The 17,091-nt window shown below is 71.7% G+C and carries 19 protein-coding genes; 12 read left to right on the forward strand and 7 right to left on the reverse strand.

The window, feature by feature from the left end; translation table 11 throughout:
• Positions 1-46: 46 nt before the first annotated feature.
• Positions 47-469 carry an SCO4225 family membrane protein gene (locus tag AC6CKD_RS20405; protein WP_498328863.1) on the reverse strand — a complete coding sequence of 141 codons (423 nt, stop codon included), beginning with the start codon at positions 467-469 and terminating at the stop codon, positions 47-49.
• Positions 470-806: 337 nt separating this feature from the next.
• Between AC6CKD_RS20405 and AC6CKD_RS20410 the strand changes: the two genes are divergently transcribed.
• From AC6CKD_RS20410 to AC6CKD_RS20425, 4 genes are all read left to right on the forward strand, one after another.
• Positions 807-1,328 (forward strand): SigE family RNA polymerase sigma factor, encoded by a 522-nt coding sequence (locus tag AC6CKD_RS20410; RefSeq protein ID WP_498328864.1) that lies wholly within the window; start codon positions 807-809, stop codon positions 1,326-1,328.
• Entirely contained in the window at positions 1,325-2,200 is an 876-nt protein-coding gene (locus AC6CKD_RS20415) for a hypothetical protein (RefSeq protein WP_498328865.1), read from the forward strand. Before AC6CKD_RS20410 ends, AC6CKD_RS20415 begins: the two co-directional genes overlap by 4 nt.
• Before the next feature lie 201 nt (positions 2,201-2,401).
• Entirely contained in the window at positions 2,402-3,316 is a 915-nt protein-coding gene (locus AC6CKD_RS20420; RefSeq protein ID WP_498328866.1) for a serine hydrolase, read from the forward strand.
• Positions 3,317-3,342: 26 nt separating this feature from the next.
• A complete protein-coding gene (locus tag AC6CKD_RS20425) occupies positions 3,343-5,184 on the forward strand; it encodes an NHL domain-containing thioredoxin family protein (RefSeq protein WP_498328867.1) in 1,842 nt (613 codons plus the stop codon).
• 72 nt (positions 5,185-5,256) lie between these two features.
• Here AC6CKD_RS20425 and AC6CKD_RS20430 read toward each other — a convergent pair whose 3' ends face one another.
• The 5 genes from AC6CKD_RS20430 to AC6CKD_RS20450 all read right to left on the reverse strand — a co-directional run bounded on the left by AC6CKD_RS20430 (position 5,257) and on the right by AC6CKD_RS20450 (position 10,085).
• On the reverse strand, positions 5,257-6,552 hold the full coding sequence (locus AC6CKD_RS20430) for a M18 family aminopeptidase (RefSeq protein WP_498328868.1): 1,296 nt from the start codon (positions 6,550-6,552) through the stop codon (positions 5,257-5,259).
• A gap of 99 nt (positions 6,553-6,651) precedes the next feature.
• Positions 6,652-7,392: a hypothetical protein gene (locus AC6CKD_RS20435; RefSeq protein ID WP_498328869.1), complete on the reverse strand. Its 741-nt coding sequence runs from the start codon at positions 7,390-7,392 to the stop codon at positions 6,652-6,654.
• Between the two features lie 184 nt (positions 7,393-7,576).
• Positions 7,577-9,403 (reverse strand): acyl-CoA dehydrogenase, encoded by a 1,827-nt coding sequence (locus AC6CKD_RS20440; protein ID WP_498328870.1) that lies wholly within the window; start codon positions 9,401-9,403, stop codon positions 7,577-7,579.
• Between the two features lie 116 nt (positions 9,404-9,519).
• A complete protein-coding gene (locus AC6CKD_RS20445; protein ID WP_498328871.1) occupies positions 9,520-9,879 on the reverse strand; it encodes an ATP-binding protein in 360 nt (119 codons plus the stop codon).
• Positions 9,876-10,085 (reverse strand): hypothetical protein, encoded by a 210-nt coding sequence (locus AC6CKD_RS20450; protein WP_498328872.1) that lies wholly within the window; start codon positions 10,083-10,085, stop codon positions 9,876-9,878. Before AC6CKD_RS20450 ends, AC6CKD_RS20445 begins: the two co-directional genes overlap by 4 nt.
• A 113-nt stretch (positions 10,086-10,198) precedes the next feature.
• Here AC6CKD_RS20450 and AC6CKD_RS20455 point away from each other — a divergent pair, with 113 nt between their 5' ends.
• From AC6CKD_RS20455 to AC6CKD_RS20485, 7 genes are all read left to right on the forward strand, one after another.
• Positions 10,199-11,116 carry a helix-turn-helix domain-containing protein gene (locus AC6CKD_RS20455; protein WP_498328873.1) on the forward strand — a complete coding sequence of 306 codons (918 nt, stop codon included), beginning with the start codon at positions 10,199-10,201 and terminating at the stop codon, positions 11,114-11,116.
• Between the two features lie 129 nt (positions 11,117-11,245).
• Positions 11,246-11,719, forward strand: a complete 474-nt coding sequence (locus AC6CKD_RS20460) for an SseB family protein (protein ID WP_489405257.1) — start codon at positions 11,246-11,248, stop codon at positions 11,717-11,719.
• 36 nt (positions 11,720-11,755) lie between these two features.
• Entirely contained in the window at positions 11,756-12,715 is a 960-nt protein-coding gene (locus tag AC6CKD_RS20465) for an ArsR/SmtB family transcription factor (protein WP_498328874.1), read from the forward strand.
• A gap of 104 nt (positions 12,716-12,819) precedes the next feature.
• Positions 12,820-13,173, forward strand: a complete 354-nt coding sequence (locus AC6CKD_RS20470; protein WP_498328875.1) for a peptidase inhibitor family I36 protein — start codon at positions 12,820-12,822, stop codon at positions 13,171-13,173.
• Between the two features lie 54 nt (positions 13,174-13,227).
• Positions 13,228-13,383 (forward strand): hypothetical protein, encoded by a 156-nt coding sequence (locus AC6CKD_RS20475; protein WP_498328876.1) that lies wholly within the window; start codon positions 13,228-13,230, stop codon positions 13,381-13,383.
• 194 nt (positions 13,384-13,577) lie between these two features.
• A complete protein-coding gene (locus AC6CKD_RS20480; RefSeq protein ID WP_498328877.1) occupies positions 13,578-14,579 on the forward strand; it encodes a pirin family protein in 1,002 nt (333 codons plus the stop codon).
• Between the two features lie 349 nt (positions 14,580-14,928).
• A complete protein-coding gene (locus tag AC6CKD_RS20485; protein WP_498328878.1) occupies positions 14,929-15,237 on the forward strand; it encodes a hypothetical protein in 309 nt (102 codons plus the stop codon).
• Between the two features lie 35 nt (positions 15,238-15,272).
• Here the strand turns inward: AC6CKD_RS20485 and AC6CKD_RS20490 are convergent, their stop codons facing one another.
• The gene (locus tag AC6CKD_RS20490; RefSeq protein WP_498328879.1) at positions 15,273-16,175 is read right to left on the reverse strand and encodes an NAD(P)-dependent oxidoreductase; all 903 of its coding nucleotides are present in this window, start codon (positions 16,173-16,175) and stop codon (positions 15,273-15,275) included.
• A gap of 121 nt (positions 16,176-16,296) precedes the next feature.
• Between AC6CKD_RS20490 and AC6CKD_RS20495 the strand changes: the two genes are divergently transcribed.
• Positions 16,297-16,905, forward strand: a complete 609-nt coding sequence (locus AC6CKD_RS20495; RefSeq protein WP_498328880.1) for a TetR/AcrR family transcriptional regulator — start codon at positions 16,297-16,299, stop codon at positions 16,903-16,905.
• Positions 16,906-17,091 lie beyond the last annotated feature (186 nt).

Genomic DNA, 17,091 nt, shown 5'->3' on the forward strand with positions numbered 1-17,091 from the left:
GCGAGCCTCGGGGGGCACCTCTCCCGCGCCCGAGCGCCCTCTTCGTCTAACCCTGGGCGGGCCTGGCGGTGCGCCGCCGCGCCACGTAGCGGAGCAGGCCCCAGATCGCCGCGGCGTTGACCAGGGCGCTGACCAGGATCGCGCCGTAGAAGCCGAATTCGGCCCCCATGTCGAGCTTGCCCTCGTAGGACGTGTCCGGCGCCACCCAGTCCGAGGGCGGGGCGGACCCCGGTGCGAACGCCGTGGGCGGCGGCTCGGGCGGCTGCGAGCCTTCGTAGATGGGCCCCTCGACCGGGGCCGACTCGTCCAGGGCGTCCGCCGCGGGTCCGAAGACGCCCAGCAGCAGGAGGCTGACCGGCGCGGTGGCGAGGATCGGCCAGACTGCGAAGATCCCGATGTCCCCCGTCCGGCTGCCGACCGCGATGTAGACCAGCATCGCGACCACCAGCGCCAGGTACGCACCGGGCACCCACATCTCAGCCTTTGACCAGCGCCGCACCATGACGTTCTCCGTTTCCCGTTCTGCGTTCCGCTTCGTTCGTTCTGTTGCCAGTCTCGAAGCTGCCGGGTCCCGCCACCTGAGTACGCCTACTCATCCTGTGCTGCCCCGCGTACCTGGTCAGAGCCGTGCAGGGGATGGGTGCCGGGGGGCGCGCACGCCTCCGAGGGGCCGGAGGGGATAACGCTTGGGTCACGGTCGGAGATCGCGTGCAGCAGTCGGGGAGCGGGCTCCGTCAGGTGGGGCGGGGGAGCCAAGGGGGCTTCGGGAGGGACGCAGATGCTCAAGAGGCACGGGCCGGGTGGCCATGCGAACCGCTGACGTCCCTGCCTTCACGGCCTTCGTGGAGGCACGGTCGTCGGCGCTGTTCAGGACCGCGCTGCTGATCACCGGCGAGCGTCATGTGGCCGACGACCTGGTGCAGTCCACGCTGGAGCAGGTGTGCCGGCACTGGCGCAAGGTCCGCTCCGCCGACGCACCGGAGGCCTACGCGCGCCGGATCCTGGTGAACCTCGCGAACGACCGGTGGCGCAAGCTGCGCGGCCGGGCGGAAGTACCCCTGGACGACGGCATCGGGGGCGGGCACGTCGATCCGTACAAGGGCCTCGTGGTTCGCGACGAGTTGATGCGCGCACTGCAGTCCCTGCCGGTCGGCATGCGGACCGTGCTGGTGTTGCGGTACTTCGAAGACCTCGACGACGCGGAGATCGGCCGCTTGATGAACATCTCGGCCGGCTCGGTCCGGTCCCAGGTGGCCCGGGGCCTGTCGAAGCTCCGGTCGACCGTCGGCACACACGCACTGCGCGCACGTTCGGAGGAGGCGGCATGAAGGACTTCGACCTGGAGGAGGAGCTGGCCGCGGCCATGCTCGACCGCACCCGGCAGGAACCGCCGCGCGGCTACGACGTGGACGGCCTCATCGGGTCGGTGCGCCGGCGCCACCGCCTGCGCCTGCGGACAGGTGCGGCGGCAACCGTGGCGATCGTGGCCCTGGGCGGCGGGTTCTTCGCCCGACAGGGCCAGGACCGCGCCCCGGCGCCCGTACCGGCAGCGACCGCGCCGAGTGCCGACGCGCCTCCCCCGCCCACGGCACCGCCGGCCGACCCGGCCCGGACGGCGAACACCCTGTTCCTCGCCGCCCTGCGCTACCAGAACCCGGCCACCCGCTCCGGCGTGGTTCCGGCCGAGGTGGCGGCGCTGTTCGCCAACGAGCCGACGTACCAGCGGATCTGGGGCGCCGACTCGCTCGGTGTGACCTGCGGCGTCACGGTCGACGGCGTGCTGGCGGCGGGTGAGGTCCTGTTGTACCGGGGGACCGAACGGCTCGACCGGACCCCTTCCCTCGCCTTCGACGGGACCACGGGCAAGGTGACCGACCTGACCTGCGCGACGAGCACCGGCGGCGGCAAGGCGGGCGACCCCACGGTTTCCGGCTTCTACGGCGGGCTGGTGGCGGCCGCCAAGTCCGGTGACTCCACGGCAGCGGCGGCGCTCGGGAAGCAGTACGTGACCGAGCAACTGCGCTCCGCCCAGGGCGCGACCGCCGGCACCTGCTCCTCCACCGCACCCCTGCTCTGGCTCGCCGACAACCCCTCGTCCGGCACCCTCACCCACGGTTGGACCGTGCACCTCGGCGGCGACTTCCACTTCCCGGTCGAGATCGACGAGAACGCGAAGATCGCCAGATCCTGCGGCGGGTGACCCGCACCAGCGGCTGCCGCTGAGGCGCGACAGCAGCCGACCGCAGGCGACAGCACCAGACGAGACCGGACCGAGCCCGTACGGCGGCACGTCCGGAGCCCTGCCACGCCCTGACATGCCCCCACCCGCATCGGCAGGCCCTGCCACGCCCCGGGGTGATGTCCGCGTGCCCGGGCCCGACATCCGAAAGCGAGTGCCGGTATGAAGCGTCGGACAGCCTTCCTGCCGTTCCTGCCCCTGCTCGTGGGCGCCGCCCTGGTGGCCCACCTCCTGGTCCCCGGTCTCGCCCAGGGCACGCCTCCCCGCCCCCTGCCGACGGCGGCAGCCCCGACGGCGCCCGGCACGCTGCCGCCCCGGCCGGGACCCGCCCCCGCGGACACGGCGACTGCGGACACGGCGACCGCGGAGCAGGCCGTGCGCCGCGCGCTCGACGGGCTCGGGGCGCACCACGGCCGGTACGCGCTCGCCGTCGAGGACCTCACCTCGGGCCGCGCGGCCGCCTACGGCCCGTCCACCGAGACCTTCACCTCCGCGAGCATCATCCTGGCCGCCCTGCTGCTGCGGGCCCAGGACCGTGGGGTCCGGCTCACCTCCGCCCAGCGGCGGCTGGCCTCCGACATGATCCGCTTCAGCGACAACGACGCCGCTCAGGAACTCTGGATCGGCATCGGCGGACGCCGGGGTCTGGACGCGGCCAACGCCCGACTCGGATTCGCCCCGGCACACGCCGGCCAACGGGGGCCCTGGGGACTCACCCGGACCACGGTCCACGACCAAATCACCCACCTGAAGGCCGTGTTCACGCAGAACTCGCCGCTGACCGCCGCATCCCGGTCGTACGTACGCGCCCTCATGAGCGACATAGCCGGCGGACAGAACTGGGGCGTCGGCGCAGCGGCAGCCCCCGGCGACCGGCCCGTGCTCAAGAACGGCTGGCTCCCGGTCGGAACGCCCGCGCTCTGGGCCGTCAACAGCACGGGCCTCGTCGAGCGCGCCGGGCACACGCTGCTGGTCGTCGTCCTCACCGACGGCCAGCCCACGCGGGAGGCCGGCACCGCACTCGTCGAGCGGGCCGCGGCAGCCGCGGTCGGGGCGCTGGTGCTGCGCACTCCCTGAAAGCCTCAGGATGGCAAGCTTGAAGCATGAACGATGCTGCCCCGTCGCCCACCCCCGCGCCCGTGCCCCGCCGCCGTGCCCGTGTCCGCGCCCCCGAGCTGATCGGCAAGGGCGGCTGGCTGAACACCGGAGGCAAGGAACTCACCCTCGCCGACCTGCGAGGACGGATCACGATCCTCGATTTTTGGACCTTTTGCTGTGTGAACTGCCTGCACGTGCTCGACGAGTTGCGCGAGCTGGAGGAGAAGCACCGGGACACCGTCGTGATCGTCGGGGTGCACTCGCCGAAGTTCGTGCACGAGGCCGACCACTCCGCCGTCGTCGACGCCGTCGAGCGGTACGGGGTGCACCACCCCGTCCTCGACGATCCCGAGCTCGCGACCTGGAAGCAGTACGCCGTCCGCGCCTGGCCTACGCTCGTGGTGATCGACCCGGAGGGGTACGTCGTCGCGCAGCACGCCGGGGAGGGGCACGCGCACGCCATCGCGAAGCTCGTGGAGGAGCTGGAGGCCGAGCACGAGGCCAAGGGGACGCTGCGGCGCGGGGACGGGCCGTACGTGGCGCCCGACCCGGTGGCGGGGGACCTGCGGTTCCCCGGGAAGGCGCTGCTGCTGCCCTCCGGGAACCTGCTGGTGTCCGACACGACCCGGCACCAGCTGGTGGAGCTGGCTGCCGACGGGGAGAGCGTCGTACGGCGCTTCGGCAGCGGGGAGCGCGGGTTCACCGCCGAGAGCTTCAGCGAGCCCCAGGGGCTGGCGCTGCTGCCCGACGGGTCCGTGGTCGTCGCCGACACCGTCAATCACGCGCTGCGTCGGTTCGACCCCGTGACCGGGGCCGTGGAGACCGTCGCCGGGACCGGGCGGCAGTGGTGGCAGGGCTCCCCGACTTTCGGGCCGGCGCTGGACGTGTCCCTGTCCTCGCCGTGGGACGTCGCCTGGTGGCGGGGCCGGGTGTGGATCGCGATGGCGGGCGTGCACCAGCTGTGGACGTGGGACCCGGAGACGGGGACCGTGGAGGTCGCCGCCGGGACGACGAACGAGGGGCTGCACGACGGGCCGGCCGCCGAGGCCTGGTTCTCCCAGCCGTCCGGGCTCGCGGCCACCCCGGACCGCCTGTGGATCGCCGACTCCGAGAGCAGCGCCCTGCGGTACGTCCACCCCGACGGGGACGGCGGCTACGTCATCAGCACCGCCGTCGGCACCGGACTCTTCGACTTCGGGCACCGGGACGGCGACGCCGCCCAGGCGCTGCTCCAGCACCCGCTCGGCGTCACCGCGCTGCCCGACGGGTCGGTCGCGGTGTGCGACACGTACAACCACGCCCTGAGGCGGTACGACCCCGCCACCGGGCAGGTCACCACCCTCGCCACCGACCTGCGCGAGCCCAGCGACGCCGTGCTCGTCGGGGACGACATCGTGGTCGTGGAGTCGGCCCGGCACCGGCTGACCCGGCTGCGGCTTCCCGAGGAGGCCGTACGGGTCGACGCGGTCGCCCACCGCACGCAGCGGGCCGCCACCGAGGTGGCCCCCGGCACGCTCCGGCTCGACGTCGTCTTCCAGGCGCCGTCCGGGCAGAAGCTCGACACCCGCTACGGGCCCTCCACCCGGCTGCTGGTTTCCTCGACGCCGCCCGAGCTGCTGACGGGCGGCGAGGGGGCCGGGACCGACCTGTTCCGGGAGCTCGCGCTGAACCCGGAGCTGACCGGGGGCGTCCTGCACGTCTCCGCGATGGCCGCATCCTGCGACGACGACCCGGAGAACGAGTACCCCGCCTGCCACGTCCACCAGCAGGACTGGGGCGTGCCGGTGAGCATCACCGCCGGGGGCGCGACCCGGCTGCCGCTGGTGCTGGCGGGGATGGACGACTGAGACGCGGCATGACCGTGCCCGCCGGGGGAGATGCCCCGGCGGGCACGGTCACGAACGCGTGGTGACGGACGCTCAGTTCTCCAGGAACGCCTGCATCACGTTGGCCAGGAGGTACGGGTCGTCCGCGCCGCACAGTTCGCGGGCGCTGTGCATGGAGAGGATCGCCACGCCGATGTCGACGGTCTGGATGCCGTGGCGCGCGGCGGTGATCGGGCCGATCGTCGTGCCGCACGGCATCGAGTTGTTGGAGACGAAGGTCTGCCACGGGACGCCGGCGCGCTCGCAGGCGTTCACGAACACGGCCCGGCCGCTGCCGTCGGTCGCGTAGCGCTGGTTGACGTTGACCTTCAGGATCGGGCCGCCGTTGGCGCGCGGGTGGTGCGACGGGTCGTGCCGCTCCGCGTAGTTGGGGTGCACGGCGTGGCCGGTGTCCGAGGAGAGGCAGATCGCGCCGGCGAAGGCCCGCGCGCGGTCCTCGTAGGTGCCGCCGCGCGAGAAGACTGAACGTTCCAGCACGTTGCCCAGCAGGGGCCCGTCCGCGCCGGTGTCCGACTGCGAGCCGTTCTCCTCGTGGTCGAAGGCGGCCAGGACGGGGATGTGGTCGAGGTGGGCGGCGGTGGAGGCCGCGGCCAGGGCGGCGACGCCCGCGTGGACCGACAGCAGGTTGTCCATGCGGGGGCCCGCGAGGAGTTCGCGGTCGCGGCCCAGGTAGGCCGGGGGCTCGATCGAATGGACCATCAGGTCCCAGCCGGCGACCGAGCCGCGGTCGAGGCCCTCCTCGTCCTCCAGGAAGGCGATCAGGTCGCCTTCGTGGACGTCGCCGAGACCCCAGATCGGCTGCATGTGCCGCTGCTTGTCCAGCTTGAGCCCGTCGGTGTTCACCGACCGGTCCAGGTGCACGGCGAGTTGGGGTACGCGCATCAGCGCACGGTCGATGTTGACGAGCCGTTCGGTGCCGTCGAGCAGGGTCAGCCGTCCGGCCAGGCCCAGGTCGCGGTCGAGCCAGGTGTTGAGCAGGGTGCCGCCGTAGATCTCCACGGCGATCTGCCGCCAGCCCTGGGTGCCGGTGTCGGGCAGCGGCTTGACCCGGAGGTTGGGGGAGTCGGTGTGCGCGCCGATGATCCGGAACGGGGTGTGCGCGGCCGCGCCTTCGGGCACGTACCAGGCGATGATCGCGCCCCCGCGGAGTACGAACTTGCCTCCCGTGCTCGCGTCCCACGCGTCGGTCTCGGCCAACTGCCTGAATCCCGCCTTCTCCAGCCGCTCGGCCGCGTTGGCCACGGCGTGGTACTGCGACGGACTCGCCGCCAGGAAGGTCATCAGGTCGTCGGTGTGGCCGCGGTCGAAGCGGGCGGCGGGAGAGCTCATGTGGTTCACCTTAACGACGGTCGTGTTCGTCATGGCCGGACTGCGGCGGATAACCGGAGGACGGGGCCGCGGGCGATGGCCCGGGCGCCCGGAGCCTGGTCAGCCCGGCGGACGGTCGAAGCGGCGCTGCAACTGTCTGCGCTCGCCCCGGCGAATGCGCGGGAGCATCTCCGGGGTCTGCGCGGAGCGCTGCGCGCGCCTCTTGCGTCCGGCGCAGAAGATACAGGCCTCACCGGGAGGGGCGTCGGGATCGATGGGTGCGCCGGGGTGCTCGGAGCAGCCCGAGGCGTTGCGCGGCCGGGACAGCTCGCGGGCCACGATGAAGGCGCGGTGCAGGTCGTCGGCCATCGCGACGAAGTCGTCGGGCGGCGAGGAGAGGCTCAGGTGGAAGCGCCGCTCCTCGACCGTGCGCAGGCGGCTCTGCAGCGCCTGGAGGGTGTACGGGGGCTCGGGCACGGGGTACCCGAGGCGGCGCTGCTCCCCGGCGGGCGGGGCGGCGGACGCGGCCCGGGCACCCTGCGCGCGCAGTCCGAGGCGGCGCCGGTCGTTGCAGATCAGGCAGCGCCCCCAGCCGTCGGGCGCCTCGGGGTCGAGGGCGCCGTTGGGGTGCTCCGGACAGCCGGTGTAGCTCTTGGCGGGGGCGAGCCCGGCGGCGGTCTGGAAGGCGGTGTAGAGGGCGTCGGCCACCGATTCGTACTCGGTGGGGTGGGCGCCCTCGTAGAGCTCCTTGAGGTGGTCTCCGAGGCTGCCCACGGCGGACTGCAGCTCCTTGAGGGCATAGGGGCGCCCGGTCGGGACCGAATACCCCCTGCTGCCGCGCTGCTGCTCCTGTGGACTCATACCCACGAGCGTCCCACGAACCACCCACATCCCGGGAACCCCGCAGCCCACAGGCGGTACGGGGCCCTGGAAGAGCCGGCGCGCACCGCCTCCCGCGCGCACGCCGACGGCCGGGCCCCCGTGCGGAGGACCCGGCCGTTTGCGCGTACGTACACCGCGTACAGCTGCGGGAGGAGTGACGGGCCTAGAAGGCGGCCTCGTCGAGCTCCATCAGGGTGTTGTCGACGGCCTCGGCGAGCGCGCGGGCCACCGAGACGCCCGGCAGGATCTGGGAGGCGAAGAACTTCGCCGCCGCGATCTTGCCGGTGTAGAACGGCACGTCCTTGGCGGAGGCGGTCGGCAGCTTCTCGGCGGCCACGGCCGCGCCCTTGAGGAGCAGGTAGCCGACGACCACGTCACCGGAGGCCATCAGCAGCCGGGTGGTGTTCTGGCCGACCTTGTAGATGTTCTTGACGTCCTCGCCGGTGGCGGTGAGGTCGACGATCATCTGGCCGACGATGGCCTCCAGGTCGACGGCCGCCTTGGCGAGCGCGTCGCGGGCCGGGGCGAGGTCCTCGCCGCCGGGGCCCTCGGCCAGGAACTTCTTGAACGTCTCGGAGAGGACGTTCAGGGCGGCACCCTGGTCGCGGACGATCTTCCGGAAGAAGAAGTCCTGGCCCTGGATGGCCGTGGTGCCCTCGTAGAGGGTGTCGATCTTGGCGTCGCGGATGTACTGCTCGATCGGGTATTCCTGCAGGTAGCCCGAGCCGCCGAAGGTCTGGAGCGACTGCGCGAGCTGCTCGTAGGACTTCTCGGAGCCGTAGCCCTTCACGATCGGCAGGAGCAGGTCGTTCAGCCCGACCAGGGACGCGGTGTCTTCGCCGGCGGCCTGCTTGAGCTGGATCTCGTCCTGGATCGAGGCGGTGTACAGGACCAGGGCGCGCATGCCCTCGGCGTACGCCTTCTGCGTCATGAGCGAGCGGCGCACGTCGGGGTGGTGCGTGATGGTGACCTTGGGGGCCGCCTTGTCCATGAACTCGGCCAGGTCCGGACCCTGCACGCGCTCCTTGGCGTACTCCAGCGCGTTCAGGTAGCCGGTCGACAGGGTCGCGATGGCCTTCGTGCCGACCATCATCCGGGCGAACTCGATGATCATGAACATCTGGCGGATGCCGTCGTGCTTGTCACCGATCAGCCAGCCCTTGGCGGGGTGCTGGTCGCCGAAGGTCATCTCGCACGTGTTGGAGGCCTTGAGGCCCATCTTGTGCTCGACGTTCGTCGCGTAGACGCCGTTGCGCTCGCCCAGCTCGCCGGTCTCCCAGTCGAAGTGGAACTTCGGGACCAGGAAGAGGGAGAGGCCCTTCGTGCCCGGGCCGTGGCCCTCGGGGCGCGCGAGGACGTAGTGGAGGATGTTCTCCTCCATGTCGTGCTCGCCGGACGTGATGAAGCGCTTCACGCCCTCGATGTGCCAGGAGCCGTCGTCCTGCTGGACCGCCTTGGTGCGGCCGGCGCCGACGTCCGAGCCGGCGTCCGGCTCGGTGAGCACCATGGTGGAGCCCCAGCGCTTCTCGACCGCGAGCGCGGCGATCTTCTTCTGTACCTCGTTGCCCTCTTCGAAGAGGACGCCGGCGAACGCCGGGCCGGAGGAGTACATCCACACGGCCGGGTTCGCGCCCAGGATCGTCTCGGCGAAGGCCCAGATCAGGGAGCGGGGCGAGGTGGTGCCGCCGATCTCCTCGGGCAGGCCCAGGCGCCAGTACTCGGAGTCCATGAAGGCCTTGTAGCTCTTCTTGAAGGACGCCGGGACGGGCGCGGTGTTCGTCGCCGGGTCGAAGACCGGCGGGTTGCGGTCGGCGTCCTCGAAGGAGGCGGCCAGCTCGTTCTCCGAGAGCTTGGCGATCTCGCTGAGGATCGTCTTGGCGGTCTCGGTGTCCATCTCACCGAACGGGCCGGTGCCGTACACGTTGTCGCGGCCGAGCACCTCGAAGAGGTTGAACTCGATGTCGCGGAGATTCGACTTGTAGTGCCCCATGGCGACGGCTCCGTTAAGGCTCGGTGAGAGTGGTTCGTCGTGCATACCAATCGGTAACCTAATAATGCTACCCGTGGGTAATAACGGCAACCCTTCGGTGGCGACTGTGACCAGGGTCAAGTTCGAACTCGCACCAGACGGTCTTGCTCCGGGGCCCCTGGACGACCCCCCCATCGCAGCGCCAGCGCGTCGAGCAGGGCCAGGCCGCGACCGGATTCGTCGCCTTCCGTTGCCTGCCGCAGTACGGGCCATGCGCGCGGATCGGGGTCGGTGAGCTCGACCCGCATACGGGCTGCCCTTCCGGTGATCCGCAGCGTCACGGGCGTGCCGTTGCCCAGGTGGGCGAGGGCGTTGGTCAGCAGCTCGCTGACGCAGAGCTCCACGGTGTGGCTCCCCAGGTGCTCGCGTACCGCTTGGCGGGCCAGGGGGATGGCGCCGGGGGTGACGAGGAGGCGCATCGTGAGGTCGCTGTTCACGGGGTGCCCGCCAGGGCTTCGGCGAGGCGCTGCGCGGTGGCCGGGTTGCAGTTGCCGAGGGCGATGAGGGGTGGGGAGTCGTACCGCCCGGCGTAGGAGAGGAGGTGGAGGTCGAGGGAGGGGAGGGTGATGCCGTGTCCTGCGAGTGCGGCTCGGAGGTTGTCCAGGGCGGTGGTCGCCTCACGGTCTTGGGGATGGTCGCTCATGCGGATTCCTTCGCAGCTGGGGGTGACGAACTGCTCACAGGCTGGCGTGGGTCCGCGTAGCGTGGGAAGCGTTTCCGGTCCACAGTGCGAAGTGTGGAAAGCAGGTTCCGACGATGGCCGCAGGCAAGGACATTGACGGTTCGGCGAGCGTGCCGGCCTTCTACGGCGCGGAGTTGCGCTGGCGGCGCGAAGCTGCGGGGCTCACCCTCCGAGAGGCCGTCGCGGGCAGCTACTACGGGGTCAGCTACCTGAGCGAGATCGAGCGGGGCAATCGACGGATCCCGTTGGACCTGGCCCAACACCTCGACCGGATCCTGGGCGCAGACGGGTTCCTTACGCGCCGCTGCGAGGACGTGCGGAAGGCGCGAAGCGATGCCGTGGCGCCGTACTTCGCGGAAGCCCTGGAGTTGGAGTCGCGTGCGGAGGAGATCGAGGAGTGGAACCCCATGGTCCTCCCGGGGCCCTTGCAGCTGGAGCCGTACATCAGGGAGCTGGTCCACGCTGCCGAACCGCTAGCAGGTGAGGAGCGAGTCGCCCGGCTGGTCGCTGCGAGGCGTGACCGAGCGTGGGTCTATGAGGATGCCGATGGGCCCGCGTCCTGGGTCGTCATCCACGAATCGCTCCTTCGGCAGCCGGTCGGTGGGGACGAGGCGATGGCGGAGCAGCTGGCCCATGTGGCTGCTGTGGCCCGACGGCGCCGATACATTCCGCAGATCCTGCCGTGCAATGCCGGTGCGCACCCTTTCATGATGGGTGCGACCCATTTCATGAGTTTCAGCGATGCTCCGCCGGTCGTGTACATGGAGAGCATGTACAGCGGACAGATGATCGACGACCCAAGCGTTGTGGTGCAGTACCAGAAGGCGTACGACCGCCTCCGGGCGTCCGCGCTACCGCCCGAGGCGTCCCTGAAGATGATCGAAGCCGCAGCCGAAGATTACGGAAGTGGCAGCCATGCACGGCGCCTTGAGCGCAGCCACCTGGCTACAGCACCACCCCCATGGGGCACAGAGTCCAGGCGGGCGGGCTGATCAGGAGCGCTCCCTTCCGGGCTGCGCGGCCGAGGGTGGGGCCTCCCTTCGCGGGGCGAGAGGCCCACTTCGGTCCACTGACCGGAACTCGACGCACCCGCGGGCCACCGCCTCGGTAGGCTTCGGGCCATGTACGGCTACGACCAGAACGTGAGCGCGGGGCAGCAGGGCGGCTACGCCCAGCAGCAGCCCCAGCAGGGCTACGCGCAGCAGCAGCCTCAGCAGCCGCTGTACCCCGAGCCCTCGCCGCCCTCCCTCGCGGACGCGGTACGCGCCTTCACGACCGGGTCGCTGTCCGCCGAGGACTTCCAGCAGATCTTCGCCTCCTCGAAGGTCTACTGCCCGCGCGGCGACACCCCGGGATTCCTCGCGCTGCACAACACGCAGCAGCCGGTCATCCCGATGTTCACCACGCTCAAGGAGCTGCGCCGGTACGCCGGCAAGGAGTCCAAGTACTTCGTGATCACCGGCGCCGAGGTGATCGACCTGCTGCCCACCGGCTACGGCTTCGTCCTCGACATGGAGGGCGACCACCGGATGGTCTTCGACGCGAAGGCGGTCGAGCAGATGGTCGACTTCGCCATGCGCCGCATGTACGGCTAGGCAGGCACACAGGGCTGTGCCGCTAGGGGGGTTGCCATGCTGCGCGTGCACTTCGAGGCCGAGGACCTGCTCAACGTCACCTTCGCGAGCGAACCGCTGCCCCTGGTGGAGCTGGCCCTCGCGCTCGTCGCCGCGCAGCGTACGGACCAGCAGGCGGTTTTCGGCCGTTGGCGGAGCCTGGCCGCGCGGGAGCTGCCCGGGCGGGTGCGGCCGCTGTTCGACCTGCTGCGCCCCGACGGTGACAACCCGCACTTCGTGGAGCCGTACGCGCGCAGCCTGGAGGAGGGCCTCACCGTCATCCGGGACCGGGTCCCCTTCCTCACGCCGGAGGGGCTGGCCCGCGCCGCCGTCCGCGCGCCCGGGTCCCCGAGCTGGCTGCGTGCCCTGTGGCGCCAGGACCGGGAGGCCTGGAACCAGCTCGACTCCGCGATCCGGTCCGCGTACGACGTGCTCATCGCCCCGCAGTGGCCGCGCATCCGGCAGTCCTTCCAGGCGGACGTGGCCTGGCGGACCCGGCTGCTGGCCGCGCACGGGATCAAGGCCTGCCTGGCCAGCACGCACCCGGCGGCCGACTGGTCGGGCCTGGCCTTCGAGGTGGGCCGGCCGCCGGACTACGAGGTCCGGCTCGGCGGGCGCGGGCTGGTGCTGATGCCGTCGCCGTTCTGGACGGGCCGCCCGCTGCTGGACGACCACCCGGACGGGACGTACGTACTCCTCTACCCGGCGCTGACCCCCCTGCCCCTGGTCTCCCCGGACCGGGCGGAGGGCGCGCTGGACGCGCTGCTCGGGCGGACCCGGGCGGCCGTGCTCCAGCTGCTGATCGAGCAGCGGACCACCTCCGAGCTGGCCCGGGACCTCGACATCAGCCTCCCGTCGGTCTCGGAGCACACCCGCACCCTGCGCGCGGCCGGCCTGATCACCACGGCCCGGGACGGCAAGGCGGTCCTGCACTCCGCGACGGCGCTGGGCGTGGACCTGCTGCACAGCGGCGGCTGAACGCAGGTTTCGGCGGTACCCGAAAGGATCGCGGCGCGGGCCGGGGGTCCCGAGTATCAGTGCTGCGGGGGAAAGCCCGCTCCTACTGACCAGGGGAGACCGCAATGGCACGTACGTCCTTACGCACGAAGCTCGCGGCAGTGGCGGCCACGGGGGTGATGGCGCTGGGCACGGGGGTCCTGGCGGCGTCCCCGGCCGAGGCGGCCGTGGCCTGCCCGTACGAGTACTTCTGCGCCTATCCGCAGGCCAACTTCGTCGGTACGCCGATCATGACCTGGCAGTGCAATGACGTCCGGGCCATGCCGTGGTACGGGACCGGCTCGTGGATCAACAACCAGACCTCGGGCACACGTGCGCGGTTCGGCATGGTCGGCGGCGGCACTCTCTACACCGCAGGCGCCTACTCCCAGAACCCCGCCGTCGACTGGGGCCCGGTCGCCTCCATCGACCCCTGCTAGCCGCCGGGCCCGCTCCCGCGCCACGCTCGCACGACACGACATGAGGAGACAGCGATGACTCGAACCACGCGCAAGGCGCTCCGCGTCAAGGCGGCCGCGGTCCTGGCCACGGCGGCCCTGGCCATGGGCGTCGGCGTCCTCGCCGCGGCTCCGGCCCAGGCCGCCACGGCCCACCTGTGCCGCGACGCCAACCCGGCCTGCAACACCTGATCCACGGCACGGCACGGCTGGCGGCCCCGGGGGATTCCCCCCGGGGCCGCTTGCGTTCCGCGACGGGCCGTCCCGGAGCGAGCCGTGACCGGGGCCGGGCGGGGGCGGGAATGACGGCGGGGGGCGCGGTGTTCTGGCGGGTGGCAGAAAGTTCGGGTTTCAACTAAACTCGACGCCAGAAGGAGGTTCCGACCATGCCTGCAGTGACTGTGGAGAACCCGTTGACGCTCCCGCGCGTCGGGGAGCCGGCCCAGGAGACGACCGCCCGCAAGGTGCTGGCCGTCACGACCGCCCCGGGTGGCTTCGAGGGTGAGGGATTCCCGGTGCGCCGTGCGTTCGCCGGGATCAACTACCAGTACCTCGACCCGTTCATCATGATGGACCAGATGGGCGAGGTGGAGTACGCCCCGGGCGAGCCCAAGGGCACCCCGTGGCACCCCCACCGCGGCTTCGAGACCGTCACCTACCTGATCGACGGAACCTTCGTCCACCAGGACAGCAACGGCGGCGGCGGAGTCATCAACGGCGGCGACACCCAGTGGATGACCGCGGGCAGCGGCTTGCTGCACATCGAGGCCCCGCCGGAGTCGCTCGTCGTGTCCGGCGGGCTCTTCCACGGCCTCCAGCTGTGGGTGAACCTCCCCGCCTCCGACAAGATGATGCCCCCGCGCTACCAGGACATCGGCGGCGGCCAGGTCCAGCTGCTCTCCACCCCGGACGGCGGCGCCCTGCTCCGCGTGATCGCCGGTGAGCTGGACGGCCACCAGGGCCCCGGCATCACCCACACCCCGATCACGATGATCCACGCGACGGTCGCACCCGGCGCGCAGATCACCCTCCCGTGGCGCGAGGACTTCAACGCCCTGGCGTACGTCATGGCCGGCCGCGGCTCGGTCGGGGAGGACCGGCGGCCGGTGCACACCGGGCAGACCGTGGTCTTCGGAGAGGGCGGCTCGCTCACCCTGCGGGCCGACGAGGGCCAGGACGCCAACGCCCCGGCGCTGGAGATCGTCCTGCTCGGCGGGCAGCCGATCCGGGAGCCGATGGCGCACTACGGGCCGTTCGTGATGAACAGCAAGCACGAGCTGCAGCAGGCGTTCGACGACTTCCAGGCGGGCCGGCTGGGCCGCATCCCGACCACCGCCCGCACCGGCCTCGGCCACCGCGGCACGGGCGAGGCCGACACCGAGGCGTAGGCCCGGGGTTCGGACCTCGATCCGAGTACGTCACCGGCCGGCCGGGCGCGAGCCCGGACCGGCCGGACGCCGTTGGCGCGCCGGGCGGGGCGGGCACGGCGGCGGTCGAGCCGGCACGACGCGGCGTCGGCATTCGCCCGCAGGGGCGGGCCCGGCGTCGCCCGATACCGGCAGCGCCACGCGCGTGCCGTCTCCCGCGCGGGAGACGGAACCGTCCGGGTCCGACGAGCCGACCGCGCCGGAGCGGCAGCCCGGGTCCGGGTTCAAGAGCTCGCAGCCGGTGAACCCACCCTCCGCGCCTGCTCCGCGTCCGTCCCCGCAGCACACCGGCCCTTTGACCGTTCGCATCGTGATGGGGTCGAGCGGCAAGATCGCGCCGAACGTCTATCGGACCCGGTCCACGCCCGGCGCCAACACCGAGGTCTACGACGCGACGGGCCGCCTGGACACCAGCTGCTACGTGCAGTGGACGCTCAAACGCGGCGGCGAGGTGGTCAAGCTCCACCGCAGCGGCCGTTGCCGGCCGCCGAGCATCACCCTCTTCGCCTTCGACGACAGCCTCAGGGAGGTCGGCAGCTACACGCTGCAGGCCGACATCAGCACCGAATGGGGTCAGACGGGAAGCAAGACCATCGCGTTCGAAGTCGCCGCGGGCTAGGCCCGGAGGGCGCCCGCCCTCAGGCCGCCGGCCCCTCAGGCGCCCGCCCCCAGCAGCTGGATCAGCCGCGAGCTGCTGTCGGCGCCGAAGCCCGCGGCGACTCCGCGGCGGTACAGGTCGGCGTGCGCGGTCAGGATGCCGGTGTCCACACCGGAGTCGGCGGCGGTGTGGAGGATGTGCTCCACGCTCGCCGCGCACATGGCGAGGCGCTCGTACGTGCCCTCGTGCGCGTCCGCGTCGATCAGAGGGGCGGAGCCCTCGTAGAAGCCGCGCATGGTGTCGCCCGTGTAGCCGGCGTACGGCACGATGTCCGCGGCCGTCAGGCCGTTGGCCTTGGCCACGGCGAGGGCCTGGTACCAGCCGGTGTACGCGGTCCAGAACATGATCATGTTGAGCTGGTAGTGGAGCTGCGCGTAACCGGCGTCGGCGCCCCGGTAGTCGGTGGCGGCGAGCACGTCGAGTGCCGCGCGGTGGGCGGCGTAGACGTCCTCGGGCCCGCTGATGAAGGCGGACGAGCCCTCCTGGCCGATGCCGGTGGGCGGGACGTTGACCCCGCCCGTGAGGTACGAGGCCCCGCGCTCCTGCGCCCAGCGGGCAGCCGCCCGGGCCTTGTCGGGTACGTCGGAGGACAGGTTGGCCAGGACCCGGCCGCCGAGGTCGGCGTCGCCGAGGGCCGTGTACATGGCGTCGACGTCGATGAGGCTGAGCACGGTCAGCCCGCTCGCGGCGACCGCGTCGGCGGCGCTGTCGGCCCGCCGCGCACCGCGCGCCACGAGATCGGTGTCCTTGCCGGGGCTGCGGTTCCAGACGGTGACCTCGTACCCGGCGTCCAGGTAGGCGGCGGCCATGGCCCGGCCCATGGGGCCGAGTCCGATGACGGAGACCTGGTGCGGGGCCTGGTTCGAGATGGGGTTCGTGACCTGGTGCATGGCGTGCATGGCAGAGCTCTCCTCGGTCGATGTCCACAGTTCTAGAACGAACGCTCTATCTAGCGCTCGGAACGAACGTAGCACGGACTAGAGCGAACGCTCTATCTAGATCCGGGGTAGGGTTCCGCCCATGGCGACAGCAACGAAGACGGCAGACGGAATCGGAACGCGGGAGCGGCTGGTCCGTACCGCCTCGCGCCTCCTCCAGCGCGGCGGGTACGAGAACACGCCGGTCAAGCAGCTCGTCCGCGAGGCGCAGGCCACCCTCGGCTCGCTGTACCACTTCTTCCCCGGCGGCAAGCAGGAGCTCGCGGTCGCCGCGATCCACTTCGGCGACGAGGAGTTCGCCGAGCTGCTCCGCTCCGGGCTGTCCGCGCACGCGGATGCGGCACGCGCCATGGAGGCCGTCGCGGAGCTGCTCGCCGAGGCGCTCGAAGCATCCGACTGGCGCGACGGCTGCCCCGTGACGACCACGGCGCTCGAATCGGTCGGCCGGCTGCCGGAGCTCCAGGCGGCCTGCGCCCAGGCCTTCGCGAGCTGGCAGGCGCTGGTCGCCGCGAAGCTCCTGGCCTGCGGCCACCCGGAGGCGGAGGCGCGCGAGCTGGCGGTCACCGTGATCAACACCCTGGAGGGCGCCGAGATGACCTCCCAGGTCACGCAGAGCCGCACCCCGCTCCTCCTGGCGGGCCGGCACCTGTCGCGCCTGGTCTCCTCGTACGCCCAGGCCTTCGGCGGCTGAGTGCTGACGCCTGCGGTCTGCGGGGCTGTGGGGCTGCGGGCCGAGTTCCGGGACCCTCGGCCCTATGTGCCGCCGGGCCTTTGGTCGGCAATCGGCCCGCCGGTTTCCCCTTTGTGGCAGGTGCGCGAGCAACTGCCCCTTTTCTTCGGCTATACCTGGATTCTTCCGGTCCCGCGCGGAGAGTCA

The sequence above is a fragment of the Streptomyces sp. GQ60 genome, assembly GCF_059758875.1.